This window comes from Bradyrhizobium sp. CCGUVB14 (assembly GCF_024199935.1).
Taxonomy (GTDB): Bacteria; Pseudomonadota; Alphaproteobacteria; order Rhizobiales; family Xanthobacteraceae; genus Bradyrhizobium.
Genome location: NZ_JANADS010000001.1, coordinates 4826613 through 4844349 on the forward strand (window position 1 = coordinate 4826613; position 17737 = coordinate 4844349).

Here is a 17737-nt window from a genome sequence, read left to right on the forward strand (position 1 = left end):
CGCAAAACCGGCCGGAGCATGTGTTAGTGCGATGACGTTTCGATGACATTGATGTTCCGCGGCCGCGCCGCGTCAAGCGGGCCAAGGGGACAGGGCTGGCTGTCAGGCGTCCCGGAGCAGCTCGGCCGCGAGCGCCCGGGTGACGGGGCGGCCGAGCCGCAGCGCCTCGCCGTCCAGCAATTCCACGGCGCGCCGGGCGGCAGCCGACGACCGCTCCAGCCGGGTCGCGAGGTAGCTCACCACGCTTTCGTCGACGGAGAGCTGACGGTCGGCGCAAAACTTGACGATCAGGCCGCGGAACAGCTGGTCGTCCGGCGGCGCCAGCGAAATTACCGGAATCGTCCGCAGCCGGGAACGGAGGTCGCGGAGCTCGACCTCGATCGCCGCCGGCGCCTCACGGCCGGTGAAGAGTACATAGGCGCCGTCCTCGCGGGCGAGGTTCATCAGATGGAAGAGGGCGCGCTCGTCAAGATCGCCGGCCTTGAGATCCTCGACCACCAGCGCGCCGGTCGCGAGCGCGCCGGGGACGCTGGCCGCGGTCAGCGCATTGGCCGTGGTCGAGCGCGCGCCGGCCTCCTCGGCCCAGATCGCGGCGAGGTGGCTCTTGCCCGAGCCTTCGGGGCCGGCGAGCCACATGATCCGGTTCGGCCATTCCGGCCAGCCGTCGATCAGCGCGAGACCGGCGGCATTGGCAGGGCCCTCGAGAAAATTGTCCCGGCTGAGGCTCTCCGCATGCGGAAGCGAAAACGCCAATTGTCGGGGATGAACGCGGCCTGCCACGCTTGCTTTGCTCCGTGCCGGCGCGCCGGCTTTGTCTGAAGAGATTCGATCTATTCGATCGGGTTTTGGCCTTTTGCAGGGCGGCCGCGTCCCGGCTCATTTGGCCTCGATCGTGCTCATGTGCCGCAACCACTCGACGAGATAGAGCGATACGGAGGACAACGTGAACACCGTAACGAAGCCCATCAGGACTATATCATACGGTGCCGGCCTGAAGCCGAAGGCGAGCGAGGCCAGCACCAGCGCCGCATAGGCCACCTGGGCCGCGGTGTTGAGCTTGGAGACCATCGACGGCTTCATCTCGACCGGCTTGTCGAACAGCCAGGACACGATCACGGCCGTGACGATCATGATGTCGCGCGACACCACCAGGATCACGATCCAGCGCGGAATGTCGCCCCAGATGCCGAGCGCGAGGTAGATCGACACCAGCAGCGCCTTGTCGGCCAGCGGGTCGAGCAGGGCGCCGAGTTCGCTGGTCATGTTGAAGCGCTTGGCCAGGAAGCCGTCCACGGCATCGCTGATGCCGGCGACCAGGAAGACGGCGAATGCCACCTCCATTTGGCTCGACACGATGGCCCAGACGATGATCGGGACCAGCATGATGCGGCCCAGGGTAATGATGTTCGGAATACTCACGCGGCGCTTCCCGGCACCCGGTCTGACCTCGAATCCGGCCTCCAAAGAGGCTGAACCGGTTGATATCTCTACATAGTATAGGGCGGGGCGCCACGCTTGCCATTGCGCGTCCCCGGAATTCGACGTAACCAGCCGCAAACCCACTGGAAATCGGGCATGACCGACCGCAAAAACGGCCTCACATACGCCGATTCAGGCGTCGATATCGACGCGGGCAACCGCCTGGTCGACCTGATCAAGCCGATGGTGCGCGCCACCGCACGGCCCGGCGCCGACGCCGAGATCGGCGGATTCGGCGGCCTGTTCGACCTCAAGGCGGCCGGTTTCAAGGATCCCGTCCTGGTCGCGGCCACCGATGGGGTCGGCACCAAGGTCAAGATCGCGATCGAAACCGGCCTGCATGGCGGGATCGGCATCGACCTCGTCGCCATGAGCGTCAACGACCTCGTGGTGCAGGGCGCCGAGCCGCTGTTCTTCCTGGACTATTTCGCCTGCGGCAAGCTCGACCCCGAGGCCACCGCCTCGATCGTCGCCGGCGTCGCCGAGGGCTGCCGCGAATCCGGCTGCGCCCTGATCGGCGGCGAGACCGCCGAAATGCCCGGCCTCTACAAGGACGGCGACTATGACCTCGGCGGCTTTGCCGTCGGCGCTGCCGAGCGGGGCACGCTGCTGCCGCGCAAGGACATTGCCGCGGGCGACGCCGTGATCGGCCTTGCTTCGTCGGGCGTGCATTCCAACGGCTTCTCGCTGGTGCGCAAGATCGTGGAACAGTCCGGCCTCGGCTTCGAGGCGCAGGCACCGTTCGCGCCGGTCATGACGCTCGGCGGCGCGCTGCTGACGCCGACGCGGCTCTACGTCAAATCCTGCCTGCGCGCGATCCGCGAAACCGCTGCGGTGAAGGGCCTCGCCCACATCACCGGTGGCGGCTTCACCGACAACATTCCGCGCGTGCTGCCTGCACATCTTGGCGTCGGCATCGATCTGGCGCGCCTGCCGGTGCTGCCGGTGTTCAAATGGCTGGCGGCGCAAGCCGGCATCGCCGAGCTCGAAATGCTCAGGACCTTCAACTGCGGCATCGGCATGATCGCGATCGTCGAGCCCGAGAAGGTCGACGAGGTCGTGCGGGTCTTCACCGACGCCGGCGAGACCGTGGCGCAGCTCGGCACCGTGATCCCGGCCGAGGGCGAGCACCGCGTCGTCTATAACGGCCATCTCGATCTGGCGCTGTGATGAAGCGCCGCGTCGCCATCCTGATTTCCGGCCGCGGTTCCAACATGTCCGCGCTGATCAAGGCAGCTTCTGCTGCGGATTTCCCGGCGGAGATCTCGCTGGTCATCTCGAACAAGGCCGGTGCGCTCGGGCTCGAACGGGCCAAGGCGGCCGGCGTGAAAACGCTGGTGATCGAGAGCAAGCCGTTCGGCAAGGACCGCGCCGGCTTCGAGGCGGTGCTGCAGGCCGCCCTCGACCAGCACGGCATCGAGCTGATTTGCCTCGGCGGCTTCATGCGCCTGTTCACCGCCGAATTCGCCAGGGCCTGGTACGGACGGATGCTCAACATCCATCCCTCGCTGTTGCCGTCCTTCCCCGGCCTCGACCCGCATGGCCAGGCCTTGCGCGCCGGCGTCAAACTGTCTGGGGCGACGGTGCACTTCGTCATCCCCGAGACCGATGCGGGGCCGATCGTGATGCAGGGCGCGGTGCCCGTGAGCGATCACGACACGGCGGAGACGCTGTCGGAGCGCATCCTCGAAATCGAGCATCGCATCTATCCGGCGGCGCTGAGCCTGCTCGCGACCGGCAAGGTCAAGATCGAGGGCGATGTCTGCAGGACCGCGGGCAGTTCGGCGTCGGAGAATTTTCTGGTTGCGCCGGTGGCGCACTGAATCGCGGTCGCGTTTCGACGTCCCCAAACAAAATCCCCCGGCAGAGCCGGGGGCATCGTCATGATCTCTCGCGCAGCGCTTTGAGAGAAATCAGGAGACCTTGAGGTTCTCCGCGGACGACTTGCCGCGGTTCTCCACGAGGTCGTATTCAACCACCTGGTTCTCATTCAGGGTCGAGAGTCCGGCGCGCTCGACGGCCGAGATGTGGACAAACACGTCCTTATCGCTGCCGTTCGGCTTGATGAACCCATAACCCTTGGTCGGGTTGAACCATTTGACGGTGCCCTTTTGTGGCATCGTTAGTCTCCTCCGCTAGATACTAAAAAGACGCGGCCGCTTTTCGCGTGCCACGTCACAAACGGGCTTCCGGAAGTCTGTTCGAGTCTCATTGTCGCGAAACGCACAGCCGAGCGGCCAATTCCGATTGTGTGCAGTATTCCAACACGAAATTCGCGCGCTAGCAAGCCGCGCGCGAATTTCAAGACCACACCGGAGATGTCCCGCTGCAATTTGCGACCTGTGGCGCCGGAACCACAATCGTGGGCAATCGCCCCTGCGATAGCGTGCCAACCGGTTGACCCCTCGTGGCAGTTCGGCACAAATCGCCGCACCCGCTCACGGTTCGTGTTGTATTTTTGCGGGCCGCCACTTTGCTTTGGGATTCTTCGTCATGCGCTGCGCCTCGCAGCTTACCGGGACACGGCAGATGATTGGGCTGGACCGCGTCCGCCGGATCGTGACGGCAATCGCCATGGCGTTCGCGCTCGTCGTGATGCTGTCGGCTGTGACGCCCGTGCTGGCGCAAAGTCCGACGCCCACGCCGACCCCCACGCCCACGGCATCACCGACCCCGGTGCCGGTCCCGACCGCGACCAATTACGACCAGTCGGCCGGCAACAGTGCGCTCAATCTCGGCTCGAACTTCCTGGAGCGCCTCGGCAACCAGGCCTCCGGCGGCGTCAATCGCGCCTTCCGCACCAACCCCGGCGGCGGCGGAGCCTCGGCGAGCACGGAGGATCCGCGTTACCGCACCTGGTACGAGGGCTACGGCATTTCAATCCGAACCGATCCGCAGGGCGATTTCGTCGGCGACAAGCGTAAGACGTTCGGTGGCGTCGCCGGTTTCGGTGCGCGGGTCGCACCGGGCGTCAATCTCGGCTTCTCCGTCGACCAGAGTCATACCGATATCGACGTGCCGCTGGCGCTGCAGTCGGCGACTCTCGACCTGACCCAGATCGGCTTCAACGGCTCTGTCGACAAGGGACCGTGGACCTGGGCCTTTGCGTTGGTGCATGGTTTCGGCAAGGTCCACTCCAGCCGGGACACCGGCTTCGGCTTCGCCACGGCGGGCTATCGCGCCGCGGTCGACGGGGCACTGACCGAGATCAGCTATTACTGGACCAAGGACCAGATGCGCGTCGTTCCCAAGGGTGCGCTCGAATATGTGCGGGCGACCGGCGCGGCGTTCCAGGAGGCGGGCGGACTCGATCCGCTCAACGTCGGCTCGAGCGCGCTGGCGCGTGCGCGCGTCATGTTCGGCGCCGAGATCGGGCGCTACTTCATCTTCGACCAGAAGATCCTGGACCTCTCGGCCTACGGCAAGTTCGTCGACAATTTCTACCAGGATCTGGGCTCGGTCCAGGTCAGCCTCGGTACCCAGAACATCGTCGTCCCCGGCATCGGCGAAAGCCGATACGGCATGGACGCCGGCGCCTCCGCGTCACTCAGCCTGACCAACACCGCGCGGCTCTACGTCAATTACGACGGCAAGTTCCGCAACGAGCTGACATCGCATCAGGGCACGATCGGCTTCGAATATCGGTGGTGACGCGCAAAACGACGATCTGCGCTTACTTCGGCGTCGCGGCAACGTATCCGGACAATCCAAAGCCTTCGCGCGCGGCCGTCATCATCGGCACCAGCGCGTTCGGATGGATGAATTCGTCGCGGAAGCAGGGGTGGGTCTTGGGATCGAAGATCTTCTTCAGCCAGTCGACCACGATCTTGTGCCGCTCGGAGGCGCGGAACTCCTTGTGATAGGTCAGCCAGAGGTCGGCATGGTGGCTGACGCCGAGGTCGACGGCGACGAGCGGCGCACCGAGCGCGATCGACACCGTCGGCAGGAAGCCGATGCCGGCGCCGCGCTCGACCGCGTAGAGCGCGCCGACCGACGAGTTGGTCTTGATCCCGACGATGCCTTCCAGCGATTTCAACCCGAGCACGCGGGCATAGGCGCCGTCGTCGACCTGCGGCGCGCTCTGCTTGATGATGCGGTGGCTCGACAATTCGGCGAGCGTCGCCGGCACGCCGTAGAGGTCGGCATAGTCCCGCGAGACGAAGGGATAGATGTGCAGCCGGCCGAGCTTGGCGACGATCAGGTCGGGATTGGTTGGCGGCTCGAGCTGGATCGCGATGTCCGACTCCAGCCGCGCGACGTCGGCTTGTTCCATCGCACAACGCAGGTCGACGGTGATCTTGCGGTAGGTCTTCTGGAAATCGATCAGTCGCGGCAGGATCCAGAAATTGCCGGGGCCTTCCGTCACTGCGACGCGCACCGTGCCGGAGGTGTCGTTCGAGGACCGCGAGGCGCGGCGGAAGACGTTGAAGGCGTGACGCTCCATATGCGCGACGTCGGCGATCATCGAGGTGCCTTCGTCGCTGAGCGTGAGCCCGCTCTGGTCGCGCAGGAAGAGCTTGCAGCCGATGCTCTCTTCGAGCCGGTCGATGCGGCGCATCAATGTGGTGGAGGTCAGCCCGAGCTCTTCGGCTGCATTCCGGAAACTTTTAAATTTCGCGCAAGCTAAAAAGAGTTTCAAATCGTCCCAGGACGCATTTAGCGCTTCTTCATGGTGCTGCATCAATGCAGCGCCCCGGTGCAATTGTTGCTGCATACTCCTGATCTCCAGCCGCTAAGCTTCCCCCCATAGCGGCGTACAAAACCCCTGAACGATAGAGGGACGACATGAGTATGGAAAGGGGCTCGTTTGCCGCAAGGCATGATTTCGATGCCTTGCCGCTGAGCCCCGAGGTGGATGTCCGGTGCGCGCAATTCGGAGAAATCGCAGCGCTTTCGGAAATGGCGCACCGCCTGGTGCCCGGCGTGCAGATCGGGACGATGGAGCTTGAGACATATTTCGCCTGGGACCCCGAGAGCATCCTGACCTTCAGTCGGAACGGCCATCTGCTCGGCGGCATGGCCTTCCTGTTCCTCAACGACCGCGGGCATGATGCCTTGCTGCTCGACGATATCTGTCTGACCGCGCCCGAGACGCACTACCTCGCTTCCGCGAAAGAGGATGTTTCGGCGATCTACATCTGGGCGATCGCGGCCACCGGCCGCGGCATCGCCGGTCTCGGCAAGGCCTCGGCGCATCTTCGGCAGATAAGGTTTCGCGGCGCGGACTGCTATGCGCAGCCGTCAACCGTGGCCGGACGTGAAATCATGAAGGCTACGGGCTTTACGCCCATTTCGAGCTTCCAGCGCGACCTCTGGTGTTACGAGCGGCCCTGGCATCGGCAGCCGATGCTCATGCCGGGCGCGGTCATCCAATCAAGGAGTTTTTCAGATGCACGGCACTAGGATTCCCCTCGCCAAGCCTGACTCCCGCGCGATCACAGTTCGTCTTGCGCGCGATCCGAGCGACCTCATGCTGGTCACGGCCATTCGCTCCGCGGTCTATCTCGCCGAGCAGGATTGTCCGTTCGATGAGGAGTTCGACGGCAACGACATGGTTGCCGCTCATTTCATCGGCTACATCGGCAACGAGCCGGCGGGTTGTTTGCGGGTGCGCTTCTTCGGCGACTTCGCCAAGGTCGAGCGGCTTGCGGTGCGTCACCAATATCGGCGCTCGCGCATCTCGTTCAAGCTGGTGCAGGCCAGCGTCGACTATGTGAAGCGCAAGGGGTTCCGCAAGATCTACGGTCAGGCACAGGACCGGCTGGTCGATTTCTGGGCTCATTTCGGCGCCAAGCCGCTCGGCCACAATCGCAAGATCACCTTCTCGGATTTCTCCTACACGGAAATGCTGCTGGAGATCGAGCCGGGGCCGGACGCCATCACGCTGGACAGCGATCCCTACGTCATCATCCGCCCGGAGGGCGACTGGGACCGGCCGGGCGTGCTCGACGCATCGGCGGGGCGAGCAGTGACGTCGCCGCTGCGGGACCTCGCGCTCGCCGACCGCTGAAACTGGTGCAGCTCTGCGCAAAACCATGCCGGTCTCCGTCCACGACGATCCGTTGATCCTGGTTTGCGCGGATCTCCAGGTCGAATATCTGACCCCCGGGCGCCGCCACGTCATTCTCGACGGCGACGCCACGACGTTGCGCTGCCTGGAACTGCTGACGCTGTGGCGCAGCAACCTCTGGCCGGTGATGCATTTGAAGCGCATCGCGCAGGCGGCCTGGTTCAATCCGTCATCCAGACTGACCGATTGGATCGCGGAAACGAGGCCGCGTCCGGGCGAGATGACGTTCGAGCACCCCTTGCCGTCGGCCTACAGCTCGTCGCGTTTCGCCGATTACATGTCGAGCATCCGCAATGTCGGCTGCGTGGTCACGGGCTTTTCCCTCGACGAAACCATCCTGGCCACCGCCGTCGAGGGATTTCACCGCAGCCATCGCTACCAGGTGGTCGTCGATGCCGTCGCCTGCCGGCAGCCGGGAACAATCGAGGCGGCCGCCTACAAGCAGTCGGTGGTGAATGTCATCGCCAACTTTGCTAAACTCCAGTCCAGCGCCGAACTGATCAGAACCAGCGGCGCCGTCGCAGTCTGAGAGAGACGCGATCGGCGGATGGATGGGTGGGACATTGTCTCGGGAGGACGAACTCAAGGAGCTGGCGAGCGATCTGTCGCGTGCCGTCGAGGCGGCGCGCCGGATCGGCCTGTCCACGACCGTTTATCTGCTCTCGATGGCGCTGGTCGAGGTGAAGGAAGCTGCAGCCGACCAAGAGGGACATGACGACGGCGCGACCTGAGCGCTGCCTCGAGTGCGGCTTTGTGCATCGCTGCTGAGCGCTTGCTGCCGACGAATTGGCGTTGCAAGTTTTGCCTCGCCGCAATAGCCAAGTAATCTCACAATCGAGCGATGGCGTTGGCCGCAGCGGCGACGTCATGACTTAAGGGATCCCTGCAAATGTCCATCCTGCCCAATTCGCAAGAAGCCCGCGATGTGGCCTACCAGCTCCACGCCTACACCAACGCGCGGGCCCATCAGCAGGCAGGCCCGCTGGTGATCGAGCGCGGCGAGGGGCCGTACGTGTTCGATGCGTCGGGCAAGCGCTATTTCGAGGCGATGGCGGGCCTCTGGAGCGTCGGGCTCGGCTTCAACGAGAAGCGGCTGGTCGAGGCCGCGCACAAGCAGATGCAGGCGCTGCCGTTCTATCACACCTTCTCGGCCAAATCGCACGGGCCCTCGATCGACCTCGCCGAGAAGCTGGTCGCGCTCGCGCCGGTGCCGATGAGCAAGGTGTTCTTCACCAATTCCGGCTCGGAGGCGAACGACACCGTTCTCAAGCTGATCGCCTATCGTTCGAACGCGCTCGGCCAGCCCCAGCGCAAGAAGATCATCAGCCGCATGCGCGCCTATCACGGCGTCACCATTGCGTCGGCGAGCCTCACGGGCCTGCCCAACAACCACCGTTCGTTCGACCTGCCGCTGCCGAACATCCTGCATACGGGCTCGCCGCATTTCTACAAGGACGGCGCGCCCGGCGAGAGCGAGGAAGCCTTCGCGACGCGCCGGGCCGAGGAGCTCGACGCGCTGATCCAGAAGGAGGGACCCGACACGATCGCGGCCTTCTTCGGCGAGCCGGTGATGGGGGCGGGCGGCGTCGTCGTGCCGCCGGCGACCTATTGGGACAAGATCCAGGCGGTGCTGAAGAAGTACGACATCCTGCTGATCGCCGACGAAGTGATCTGCGGCTTCGGCCGCACCGGCAAGATGTTCGGCTGCGAGACCTTTGGCATCAAGCCCGATGCGATCGTGGTGTCCAAGCAGATCACCTCCAGCTACTTCCCGCTGTCGGCGATCATCATGAACGACCGCATGTTCGAGCCGATCGCCGATGAGAGCAACAAGATCGGCGTGCTCGGCCACGGCTTCACCGCGGGCGGCCATCCGGTCGGCTCGGCGATCGCGCTGGAAAACCTCAAGATCATCGAGGAGCGTGGCCTGGTCGCGCACGCCGCCGAGCTCGGCGGCTACATGCAGGCCAAGCTGCGCGAGCTCACCAGCCATCCGCTGGTCGGCGAGGTCCGCGGCGTCGGCATGATCGCAGCGCTCGAGCTCGTGCTCGACAAGGGCCGCAAGACCGCAGCCGCGACGCCCGGCGCCGTCGGCGGTATGGCGAGCCGCATGCTCCAGGAGCGCGGCGTGATCTCGCGCAACATGCTCGACGCCATCGCCATCTGCCCGCCGCTGATCGTCACCAAGGCCCAGATCGACGAGCTGATCGCGGCGATCACTGGCGTGCTGGACGACATGAAGCCGGAAGTGGCCAAGCTGCCGCAGGCGTAGGGGCTCTCGCCCTCGTCCGGGCGTTCAATCCAACCCGTCACCCTGAGGTGCTCGCCTCTTCGGCGAGCCTCGAAGGGCGACGGCCCGACTGGCCGCAGCGGGGCCGTTCATCCTTCGAGGCTCGCCATGCTGCGCATGGCGCGCACCTCAGGATGACGGTTTAACCGCCTCCACCCGCTGAACCCCGATCACGCGACCCTTCTCGATCGCAAGCGCCAGCTCGCCGCGCTTCAGCTTCAGCGCGTTGTCGCCGAACAGCTCGCGGCGCCAGCCGCGGAGCGCCGGCACGTCGGCCTCGTCGTCGGCTGCGATCTCCTCGAGATCGTCGACGGTCGCGATCACCTTGCTGGCCACGGCATGGCGCTCGGCGGTCATGCGCAGCAGCACCTTCAGCAGCTCGACGGTCGCCGCGCCATTGTTGTTGTTGCGCGGCTTCTCCAGCTTCGGCAGCGTCGAGAAATCCCGCGCCAGCCCGCGCTCGACCGCGGCGACGATGTCCGCGCCCCATTTGGACTTCTCAAAGCCCTTCGGCACCGAGCGCAGATGGGCGAGCTTCTCCAGCGTGTTCGGCGCGTGGGTGGCGATGTCGCTGATAGCCTCGTCGCGCAGCACGCGGCCGCGCGGCACGTCGCGGCTCTGGGCTTCCTGCTCGCGCCAGGCGGCGACCTCCATCAGCACGGCCAGGTCCTTCGGCTTGCGCACCCGCGTTTTCAGCCGTTCCCAGGCGCGTTCGGGGTGGAAGTCGTAGGTCTTGGGCGAGGTCAGGATCTCCATCTCGATGGAGACCCATTCGCTGCGGCGGCGCTTCTTCAGATCGGCATCCAGTGCTGCGAACACATCGCGCAGATGCGTGACGTCGGAGACTGCGTAGTGCATCTGCTCCTTGGTCAGCGGCCGGCGCGACCAGTCGGTGAAGCGGTGTGTCTTGTCCGGGCGGTGGCCGGTGACCTTCTCGACCAGGGCGTCATAGGCGATGCTGTCGCCATAGCCGAGCACCATGGCCGCGACCTGGGTGTCGAACACCGGATGCGGGATGATGTTGGCCTGGTGCCAGATGATCTCGATGTCCTGGCGCGCGGCGTGGAACACCTTCAGCACGCTCTCGTTGGCCATCAGCTCGAAGAACGGCTTGAGGTCGATGCCCTCGGCCAGGGTGTCGATGACGATCGCTTCCTCGGCACTGGCCATCTGCACCACGCACAACAGCGGGTAGTAGGTGGTTTCGCGCAGGAACTCGGTATCGACGGTAATGACGGGGTGCTTGGCCAGCCGGCTGCAGGCAGCCGCGAGGTCAGCGGTGGTGGTAATCAAATCCATGAACGGCCCATGACACTTGCCATCAGCCGTTCTGCCGAAAGCGCTGTGATGTCAAGGGGGTTGGAGCGAATTCGAGCCTTGCATTGGGCCGGAATCGCCCCCGTCGGCCGAAATTCCTACTCGTAGCGGATCCGGTGCGAGGATTTGCGGGCGCAGGGCAGCGCCACCACGATCAGGCACATGCCAACCAGCGCCAATCCCAGGAACTCGAAAACCAGCAGATCCACGGCGGAAATCTCCAGAAACACCGTTAGATTTGTCGGCGGTGCGTTGACGCTCTGTTAATTCAAATGGTTACCGGCAGAGCGGGCGGCCGGATGGTGGACGCAGGGTTAACGGGGCGGGCCCGTGGGTCACGTCATGAGCTTCGGCAGGGCGACGGCCAGGATATCCACGGCGGCGCGGACCTTTGGCGACAAGCGCGGCGAGCGCGGCCACAGCGCGTGGCAATCGTAGAGGAATTCGTCCTGGCCGCCGAAGAGGCCGATCAGCGCGCCGGTGTCGAGGCGCTCGCGGACCAGCCAGGAGGGCAGCCAGGCCAGGCCCATGCCCTGCGCGGCGGCGTCGGCGATGGCCTCCAGATCATCGAGACGCAGCCGGCCGGCCGGCATGATCTCGCGTGGCGGCTGGCCTGCTTGCGGAAATAGCCACGGCCGGACGCGTCCGGAGCGGCGATAGATGATCGCCTGATGTGCCGCGAGATCGTCGATCTTCTTCGGCTTGCCGTTGGCGCGCAAATACGACCTCGCGCCGCACACCACCATGCGCTGGCTTGCGAGGCGCCGTGTGATCAGGCCGGACTGGTCGTCGAGATCGCCGGTCCGGATCGCGAGGTCATAACCGGCCTCGATGATGTCGGCGATCGGATCCCCGAACGAGAGGTCGAGCTCGAGCTGCGGATATTTTCGCGCGAGCTTCATCAGCAAGGGGGCGATGCAGTGCCGTCCCAGCAGGGCAGGCATGGTCACGCGCAGTTTTCCGCGCGGCTCCGATTGTTCGTCGGCGACGACCGCGTCGGCAGCTTCGGCCTCGATGAGGACGGCACGACAGCGCTCGTAATAGGCTTGCCCTGCGTCAGTCAGGCTCTGGCGGCGCGTGGTGCGGTTGAGGAGGCGGACGCCCAGGCGCTCTTCGAGGAAGCGCACGTGCTTGCCGACCATCGGCCCGGACATCTCGAAGGCGTCGGCCGCGGCCGCGAACGAGCCGAGATCGACGGCCTTGACGAACACGGCCATGCTGGTCAGGCGGTCCATGATTGAAAACTCTTGGTTTCGACTGTTCGCTTGGTTCTGCGATTTATCCGCTTCGGCGGGCGCGGCATAGCTCCATTCAGTTCAATTGTTTCGGAGTGAATCCAATGGTCCGCGTCGTTCGCTTTCACCGGCATGGCGGCCCCGAGGTGCTGCGCATCGAGACCGTCGACGTCGCGCCGCCGGCACGGGGCGAGGTGCAGATCCGGGTCAAGGCGCTTGGCCTCAACCGCGCGGAAGCCCTGTTGCGGCGGGGGACCTATATCGAGCCTGCGACGTTCCCGTCCGGCCTTGGGCTGGAGGCGGCGGGCCTCGTCGAGGCTGTCGGCGAGGATGTTGCCGGCTTCGCGCCGGGCGATGCCGTCAGCATCGTGCCGCCGCTGTCGATGGTGCGATGGCCGGCCTATGCCGAGCTCGCGACGTTTCCAGCTCAGCTCGTCGTGACGAATCCGCCAGGGCTGAGCTTTGAGACGGCGGCGGCGATGTGGATGCAATATCTCACGGCTTACGGCGCGCTGGTCGATATCGCGGGCCTCGGGCGAGGGGACGTCGTCGCCATCACGGCGGCATCGAGCAGCGTTGGGCTCGCGGCCGTCCAGATCGCCAACCGGGTCGGTGCCGTTCCGGTCGCCCTGACGCGGACCTCAACCAAGCGGCAGGCCTTGCGCGACGCCGGCGCTGCTCACGTCATTGCGTCGGATGAGGAGGACATCGGCGCTCGGCTGGAGGACATCGCCGGACCAAACGGCGTCCGCGTGGTGCTCGATGCGGTCGGGGGGCGCGCGTTCGAGCCGCTGACCGCGGCGATGTCGCCGGGCGGCATTTTGATCGAATACGGCGGGTTGAGCCCCGAGCCGACGCCGTTCCCGCTCTTCAACGTGCTGACCAAGAGCCTGGTCCTGCGCGGCTACCTCGTGCATGAGATCACCCGCGATCCCGCGCGCCTTGCGCGGGCCAAGGCTTTCATCCTCGATGGGCTGGCAGACGGTACGTTGAATCCGATCATCGCCCGAACGTTCCCGTTCGAGGACATCGTCGCGGCGCATCGTTTCCTGGAGTCGAATACGCAGTTCGGCAAGATCGTGGTCACGATCTGAGAGGCCGTAGGGTGGATTAGCCGAAGGCGTAATCCACCACTGTTGATATCCGAGGAGGCAGAAGAGGTGGATTACGCCCGCGACCGCGCTTCGCGCCGCCGCGGGCTAATCCACCCTACGTAGGTCCCTTACGGCAGCTTCAGCGACGTCTCGGCGTTGTACGGCTTCAGCGTCTCGTCCGCGGCCTTCTGGGCGGCGACGAGCGCCTCCTTCGGCTGCTTCTTGCCGTTGAGGACCAGCATCACCTCGTCCTCGAGGTTCTTGCGCACCGGCACGGTCTTGTAGGTCGCAAACCAGGGTTTTGCGACGTCGAGCTGCTCGACGGCGGTCTTGGCGTCCGGGTTTTTGTTCAGGAACTCGACCATGTCAGGCGTCTTGTAGGCGGCCATGTTGGGGGCGAAATAGCCCGTCGCACGGCTCCACCAGGCGCTCTTCTCGGGCGAGGTCATCCACTTGATCAGCGTCCAGGCGGCCTTCTGCTTGTCGGCTTCGACGCCGGCCGGAATGATCAGCGAAGCGCCGCCGATCGGCACGGCGTTGCGCACGTTGCGCGGGATGAAGGCGACCTTGTAGTTGAACTTGGCGTTCTCGCGCAGATAGGTCAGCGAGCCCGTCGACAGCATCATCATCGCGGCGTTGCCGGAGATGAAGGAGGTGCTGACGGCAGGGCCGGGCGTCGCGCCGGGCGGGTGGACCTTGTGCTTGCTCACGAGGTCGTTCCACCAGGTCAGCGCGCCGAGCATCGAGGGCGTGTCGTAATAGACCTCGCCGCCGAACTCCTCGTTGTAGTAGCGCCCGCCATTGGTCATGGTGAGCGTTTCCATCATCCAGCCGCAATAGTCGTAGGCGCAGGGGATCGCGATGCCCCATTGGGTCACCTTGTCGCCCTCGCGCTTGGTGAGCTTCTTGGCCCAGTCGGTGAGCTCGGCCCAGGTCTGCGGCGGCTTGCTCGGATCGAGGCCGGCTTCCTTCGCCTTGTCGGCATTGATGTAGAGCAGCGGCGTCGAATTGTGGAAGGGCACGCCGTAGACCGAGCGATCGATCACCGCGTTGCCCTGCAGGGCCGGGAAGAACTGGCCCAAAAACTTGTCCTTGGTGCTGCCGTCGGCGGCGATCAGGCTGTCGAGATTGGTGAGCTCGTTCTCGATCTGCATGTCGAGCAGGAAGTTGGCCGACATGATCACGGCGGCCGGCGGCTTGCCGGCCTTGATCGAGGCGCGGGTCTTGATCAGCGTGTCGTCATAGGAGCCGGTATAGACCGCGGTCGCCTTGACCTCGGGATGGGTCTCGTTGAACTCCTTGATCAGCGTGCCCATGTCGCGGGCGAGCTTGCCGTCGACGGGAACGGGGAAGAACAGATCGATCTCGGTCGGACCTTCACCGGCCAGCGCCGGGACGGCGAGGGCGCCAGCCATAGAGCCTGCCATGGCGAGGCCGAGCATGAGCCTGCGGGAGAACAGCATCGACAAATCTCCTATTTGATGCCTGAGGTGACGAAAGAGCTGATGAAACGCTTCTGGAAGATCAGGAAGGTGATGAGCAACGGCGCGATCACCATCAGCGTGCCCGCGGCGATGGTGCCCCAGGCCTGCGTGCCTTCCGCAGTCGCGGTGAAGACGGAGAGGCCAACCGTGAGCGGCCGCTTGTCCGGCGAATTGATCACCATCAGCGGCCACAGGAAGTCGTTCCAGTGGCTGGTCACCGAGATGATGGCGAAGGCCGAGAAGCTCGGGATCGACAGCGGCACGTAGATGTGCCGGATGCGCTGGATCAGGCTGGCGCCGTCGATCAGCGCGGCATCCTCGAGCTCGGTCGGAATCGCCTCGAACGCCTGGCGCATCAGGAAGGTGCCGAAGGCCGAGGCGAAGAACGGCATCATCACGCCGGCGAGCGTGTCGTAGAGGCCGAATTGCGCGATGATCCGCAAATTCGGCACGATCAGCAGCACCGGCACCAGCATCAGCTGCATCAGGAACAGATAGAAGATCAGCGACTTGCCAGCGAAGTCGAGCCGCGCAAAGGCAAAGCCCGCGAGCGTGATGGTGAAGAACTGCACCAGCAGGATGCCGGTGCAGATGATTGTGGTGTTGAGGAAGTAGCGCGGGAAATCGCCGATCTCCCAGGCGTCCCTGATGTTGTTGAGCGTCGGCTTCAGGCTCGGCATCAGCTCGGCCATCAAATTGATGCCGTCGGAGGCCGGGCGCAGCGTCGCCACGCCCATCCAGAGGAACGGGATCAGCCAGGCGAGCGCGAGCAGGATCGTCAGCAGGAATCCGAGTTTTGGCGTGATCTCGTTGCGGGTGGCGAGGGGCGCGTCCTTGTAGAGGGCATCGATGAGTTTCATGGCCCGCCCTCACGTTGCGCCATGGTGCGGAACGAGAGCGCGGTGAGGGCCATCAATGCAGCGAGCGTCAGCAGCGTTGCCGCCGAAGCCATGCCGATGTCGTAGTGCTCGACGGCCTGCTGGTAGATGTAGAACAGCACGAGGTTGGTGGCGTTCGACGGTCCGCCCTTGGTCATGACGAAGACATGGTCGACCTGCGTCACCGCGTTGAGTGTGGCGATCACGGTGACGAACAGGAAGGTCGGCTTGAGCTCCGGCAGGATGATGTGGCGCAGCCTATGATACGGACCTGCGCCGTCGAGATAAGCGGCTTCCATGACGTCTTCGGGCACGGCTTGGAGGCCGGCGAGGAAGAACAGCATGTAATAGCCGGCGTTCTTCCAGATCGTGATGATCATGATCGCATAAAGCGCGATGTCGGGATCGCCGAGCCAGTTCGGCAGCACCGGCAGCAGCCGTCCGATGTAGTAGTCGAGCAGGCCGACATTGGGCAGGAAGATGAAGAGAAACAGCGCCGAGGCCGCGACCATCGGGATCAGCACCGGCAGGAATAGCGCCGCCCGCAGCGCGCTGGTGACGGCGTTGGTGCGCGCCAGCGCCAGCGCGAACAGCAGCGCCAGCCCGATGCTCGGGACCGCGGTGCCGACGGCGTAGATGAGGTTGTTGACGACGGCGCCGGTGAAGGCGGGGTCCGCCAGCACCGCGGCGATGTTGTCGAGGCCGACGAAGCGCAGCGGCGCCTTCGGCGTGGCGCGCTGATAGAGTGCGTCGATCAGCACGCGCCCCATCGCGCCGTAGGTGAACAGCGCGAGGAAGATCAGCGAGGGCAGCAGCAGCAGATAGGCCGGCAGCGAGGCTTTGAGGCGTGCCGAAAACCGCGTCGCGATGTGCAGGCGCGGCGGCGCCGCAGCCGCGACCGGAAGAGCCGCGGGCTCAGCGAGGCTCATGTCACCGCGCCGGGAAATTGAGCGCATAGTCGCGGCCGTCCATTCCCGCAGGGGGCTCGAAGGGAAAGCGCAGACTGGTGTCGAGGAAGTCGTGGCTGTGCACGACGAGGTTTTGGTCGTCGATCAGCACGACGCCATAGGCCGGCGGCTCGTGGCTCGCCAGATGGTCGGTGACGTTGGCGTCGAGCTCGAACCAGACCTGATGGTTGGTGCCGCGCAGCGTCGAGAACGGGATCTTGCCGTAGCTGCCGAAGATCGGACGGTGCACATGGCCGAAGAAGAGGTGGCGGATCCGCGAACGGTAGGGCGCGATCACCTCTGCGAATTCAGCGCTCTGCTTCAGCGCGATCTCGTCCATCGCGTGCACGCCGACCGGGAAGGGCGGATGGTGCATGAACACGACGAACGGTGTCTCGGCGGGCGCGGCGGCCAGCGTCTTCGAAAGCCAGTCGAAGCGCCTGGCGCACATCTCGCCGGCGTGACTGGTCTCATCAAGCGTATCCAGGAACACGAACAGCCCGTGCTCGGTGGTGCGGGTGCCCTGCACGAAACCGTTGGGATCGCGCGGCGCGGCCTTCAGGGTGTCGAGGCAGGTGACACGCTTGTCGTGATTGCCGACCATGGCGATGTACGGGATTTTCAGCGCCGCCATCGCATCGGCGAAATTGGCGTAGGATTCAGCCTCGCCCCAATGGGTGAGGTCGCCGGTCACGACCGCGAAGGCGGCGTCCGACTGGTGCGCGTTGATGTCGGCAATCGCCGCATCCAGCCGCGCGCGCGGATCGAGGCCATGGAGCTTCAGCCCGGGGTTCGCGAGATGCGTGTCGGTGATGTGGATGAACTTGAAGGGCATGGCGCTTGTCAGGATCGTTGGAGGATGGGCGCCTCCGGCAAGACGGCCCTGACAGGCCGTTAGAGCGCGTGTGTTTCAGTTTGATGACAGCGGTTCCCGAGGTCGGGA

General features: G+C 64.9%; 19 protein-coding genes. 9 read left to right on the forward strand and 10 right to left on the reverse strand.

Annotation, left to right across the window (positions count from 1 at the left end):
* Positions 1 to 102: 102 nt before the first annotated feature.
* On the reverse strand, positions 103 to 780 hold the full coding sequence (locus NLM32_RS22250) for a DnaA ATPase domain-containing protein (protein WP_254131021.1): 678 nt from the start codon (positions 778 to 780) through the stop codon (positions 103 to 105).
* Between the two features lie 96 nt (positions 781 to 876).
* Entirely contained in the window at positions 877 to 1419 is a 543-nt protein-coding gene (locus tag NLM32_RS22255) for a CDP-alcohol phosphatidyltransferase family protein (protein WP_254131022.1), read from the reverse strand.
* Positions 1420 to 1575: 156 nt separating this feature from the next.
* Between NLM32_RS22255 and purM the strand changes: the two genes are divergently transcribed.
* Together purM and purN are read left to right on the forward strand one after the other, a co-directional pair.
* Complete coding sequence (gene purM / locus NLM32_RS22260; RefSeq protein WP_254131023.1) at positions 1576 to 2649, forward strand: phosphoribosylformylglycinamidine cyclo-ligase; 1074 nt, start codon at positions 1576 to 1578, stop codon at positions 2647 to 2649.
* On the forward strand, positions 2649 to 3302 hold the full coding sequence (gene purN, locus NLM32_RS22265) for a phosphoribosylglycinamide formyltransferase (protein ID WP_254131024.1): 654 nt from the start codon (positions 2649 to 2651) through the stop codon (positions 3300 to 3302). Before purM ends, purN begins: the two co-directional genes overlap by 1 nt.
* A gap of 90 nt (positions 3303 to 3392) precedes the next feature.
* Here the strand turns inward: purN and NLM32_RS22270 are convergent, their stop codons facing one another.
* The gene (locus NLM32_RS22270) at positions 3393 to 3599 is read right to left on the reverse strand and encodes a cold-shock protein (RefSeq protein WP_008129967.1); all 207 of its coding nucleotides are present in this window, start codon (positions 3597 to 3599) and stop codon (positions 3393 to 3395) included.
* A 373-nt stretch (positions 3600 to 3972) separates the two neighbouring features.
* On the opposite strand from NLM32_RS22270, the gene NLM32_RS22275 reads away from it, so the two are divergent.
* Complete coding sequence (locus NLM32_RS22275; RefSeq protein WP_254131025.1) at positions 3973 to 5130, forward strand: autotransporter outer membrane beta-barrel domain-containing protein; 1158 nt, start codon at positions 3973 to 3975, stop codon at positions 5128 to 5130.
* Between the two features lie 22 nt (positions 5131 to 5152).
* Here the strand turns inward: NLM32_RS22275 and NLM32_RS22280 are convergent, their stop codons facing one another.
* Positions 5153 to 6193 carry a LysR family transcriptional regulator gene (locus tag NLM32_RS22280; RefSeq protein WP_254131026.1) on the reverse strand — a complete coding sequence of 347 codons (1041 nt, stop codon included), beginning with the start codon at positions 6191 to 6193 and terminating at the stop codon, positions 5153 to 5155.
* A 71-nt stretch (positions 6194 to 6264) separates the two neighbouring features.
* On the opposite strand from NLM32_RS22280, the gene NLM32_RS22285 reads away from it, so the two are divergent.
* The 5 genes from NLM32_RS22285 to NLM32_RS22305 all read left to right on the forward strand — a co-directional run bounded on the left by NLM32_RS22285 (position 6265) and on the right by NLM32_RS22305 (position 9821).
* Positions 6265 to 6882: a hypothetical protein gene (locus NLM32_RS22285; RefSeq protein WP_254131027.1), complete on the forward strand. Its 618-nt coding sequence runs from the start codon at positions 6265 to 6267 to the stop codon at positions 6880 to 6882.
* Positions 6869 to 7489: a GNAT family N-acetyltransferase gene (locus NLM32_RS22290; protein ID WP_254131028.1), complete on the forward strand. Its 621-nt coding sequence runs from the start codon at positions 6869 to 6871 to the stop codon at positions 7487 to 7489. Before NLM32_RS22285 ends, NLM32_RS22290 begins: the two co-directional genes overlap by 14 nt.
* Before the next feature lie 25 nt (positions 7490 to 7514).
* Entirely contained in the window at positions 7515 to 8078 is a 564-nt protein-coding gene (locus tag NLM32_RS22295; RefSeq protein ID WP_254131029.1) for an isochorismatase family protein, read from the forward strand.
* Positions 8079 to 8112: 34 nt separating this feature from the next.
* Positions 8113 to 8280 (forward strand): hypothetical protein, encoded by a 168-nt coding sequence (locus tag NLM32_RS22300; RefSeq protein WP_254131030.1) that lies wholly within the window; start codon positions 8113 to 8115, stop codon positions 8278 to 8280.
* Between the two features lie 158 nt (positions 8281 to 8438).
* Positions 8439 to 9821 (forward strand): aspartate aminotransferase family protein, encoded by a 1383-nt coding sequence (locus NLM32_RS22305; protein WP_254131031.1) that lies wholly within the window; start codon positions 8439 to 8441, stop codon positions 9819 to 9821.
* 147 nt (positions 9822 to 9968) lie between these two features.
* Here the strand turns inward: NLM32_RS22305 and rnd are convergent, their stop codons facing one another.
* The gene (gene rnd / locus NLM32_RS22310; protein WP_254131032.1) at positions 9969 to 11138 is read right to left on the reverse strand and encodes a ribonuclease D; all 1170 of its coding nucleotides are present in this window, start codon (positions 11136 to 11138) and stop codon (positions 9969 to 9971) included.
* 353 nt (positions 11139 to 11491) lie between these two features.
* Positions 11492 to 12391: a LysR family transcriptional regulator gene (locus tag NLM32_RS22315; protein ID WP_254131033.1), complete on the reverse strand. Its 900-nt coding sequence runs from the start codon at positions 12389 to 12391 to the stop codon at positions 11492 to 11494.
* Positions 12392 to 12495: 104 nt separating this feature from the next.
* On the opposite strand from NLM32_RS22315, the gene NLM32_RS22320 reads away from it, so the two are divergent.
* The gene (locus NLM32_RS22320) at positions 12496 to 13485 is read left to right on the forward strand and encodes a zinc-dependent alcohol dehydrogenase family protein (RefSeq protein ID WP_254131034.1); all 990 of its coding nucleotides are present in this window, start codon (positions 12496 to 12498) and stop codon (positions 13483 to 13485) included.
* 128 nt (positions 13486 to 13613) lie between these two features.
* On the opposite strand, the gene NLM32_RS22325 is transcribed toward NLM32_RS22320, so the two are convergent.
* From NLM32_RS22325 to NLM32_RS22340, 4 genes are read right to left on the reverse strand one after another with little or no spacing between them, the layout of a single operon-like run.
* A complete protein-coding gene (locus NLM32_RS22325; RefSeq protein ID WP_254131035.1) occupies positions 13614 to 14948 on the reverse strand; it encodes an ABC transporter substrate-binding protein in 1335 nt (444 codons plus the stop codon).
* An 11-nt stretch (positions 14949 to 14959) separates the two neighbouring features.
* Positions 14960 to 15829, reverse strand: a complete 870-nt coding sequence (locus NLM32_RS22330) for a carbohydrate ABC transporter permease (protein WP_254131036.1) — start codon at positions 15827 to 15829, stop codon at positions 14960 to 14962.
* A complete protein-coding gene (locus tag NLM32_RS22335) occupies positions 15826 to 16776 on the reverse strand; it encodes a carbohydrate ABC transporter permease (RefSeq protein ID WP_254131037.1) in 951 nt (316 codons plus the stop codon). The genes NLM32_RS22330 and NLM32_RS22335 overlap by 4 nt, the downstream gene beginning before the upstream one ends.
* 1 nt (position 16777) lies before the next feature.
* Positions 16778 to 17629 carry a phosphodiesterase gene (locus tag NLM32_RS22340; RefSeq protein WP_254131038.1) on the reverse strand — a complete coding sequence of 284 codons (852 nt, stop codon included), beginning with the start codon at positions 17627 to 17629 and terminating at the stop codon, positions 16778 to 16780.
* Positions 17630 to 17737 lie beyond the last annotated feature (108 nt).

What these genes read in the sequence shown, in the direction of transcription:
- purM (WP_254131023.1), top strand. Translation starts at nt 1,576, where the DNA reads ATGACCGACCGCAAAAACGGCCTCACATACGCCGATTCAGGCGTCGAT.
- purN (WP_254131024.1), top strand. Translation starts at nt 2,649, where the DNA reads ATGAAGCGCCGCGTCGCCATCCTGATTTCCGGCCGCGGTTCCAACATG.
- NLM32_RS22270 (WP_008129967.1), bottom strand. Translation starts at nt 3,599, where the DNA reads ATGCCACAAAAGGGCACCGTCAAATGGTTCAACCCGACCAAGGGTTAT.
- NLM32_RS22275 (WP_254131025.1), top strand. Translation starts at nt 3,973, where the DNA reads ATGCGCTGCGCCTCGCAGCTTACCGGGACACGGCAGATGATTGGGCTG.
- NLM32_RS22280 (WP_254131026.1), bottom strand. Translation starts at nt 6,193, where the DNA reads ATGCAGCAACAATTGCACCGGGGCGCTGCATTGATGCAGCACCATGAA.
- NLM32_RS22285 (WP_254131027.1), top strand. Translation starts at nt 6,265, where the DNA reads ATGAGTATGGAAAGGGGCTCGTTTGCCGCAAGGCATGATTTCGATGCC.
- NLM32_RS22290 (WP_254131028.1), top strand. Translation starts at nt 6,869, where the DNA reads ATGCACGGCACTAGGATTCCCCTCGCCAAGCCTGACTCCCGCGCGATC.
- NLM32_RS22295 (WP_254131029.1), top strand. Translation starts at nt 7,515, where the DNA reads ATGCCGGTCTCCGTCCACGACGATCCGTTGATCCTGGTTTGCGCGGAT.
- NLM32_RS22305 (WP_254131031.1), top strand. Translation starts at nt 8,439, where the DNA reads ATGTCCATCCTGCCCAATTCGCAAGAAGCCCGCGATGTGGCCTACCAG.
- rnd (WP_254131032.1), bottom strand. Translation starts at nt 11,138, where the DNA reads ATGGATTTGATTACCACCACCGCTGACCTCGCGGCTGCCTGCAGCCGG.
- NLM32_RS22315 (WP_254131033.1), bottom strand. Translation starts at nt 12,391, where the DNA reads ATGGACCGCCTGACCAGCATGGCCGTGTTCGTCAAGGCCGTCGATCTC.
- NLM32_RS22320 (WP_254131034.1), top strand. Translation starts at nt 12,496, where the DNA reads ATGGTCCGCGTCGTTCGCTTTCACCGGCATGGCGGCCCCGAGGTGCTG.
- NLM32_RS22325 (WP_254131035.1), bottom strand. Translation starts at nt 14,948, where the DNA reads ATGCTGTTCTCCCGCAGGCTCATGCTCGGCCTCGCCATGGCAGGCTCT.
- NLM32_RS22330 (WP_254131036.1), bottom strand. Translation starts at nt 15,829, where the DNA reads ATGAAACTCATCGATGCCCTCTACAAGGACGCGCCCCTCGCCACCCGC.
- NLM32_RS22335 (WP_254131037.1), bottom strand. Translation starts at nt 16,776, where the DNA reads ATGAGCCTCGCTGAGCCCGCGGCTCTTCCGGTCGCGGCTGCGGCGCCG.
- NLM32_RS22340 (WP_254131038.1), bottom strand. Translation starts at nt 17,629, where the DNA reads ATGCCCTTCAAGTTCATCCACATCACCGACACGCATCTCGCGAACCCC.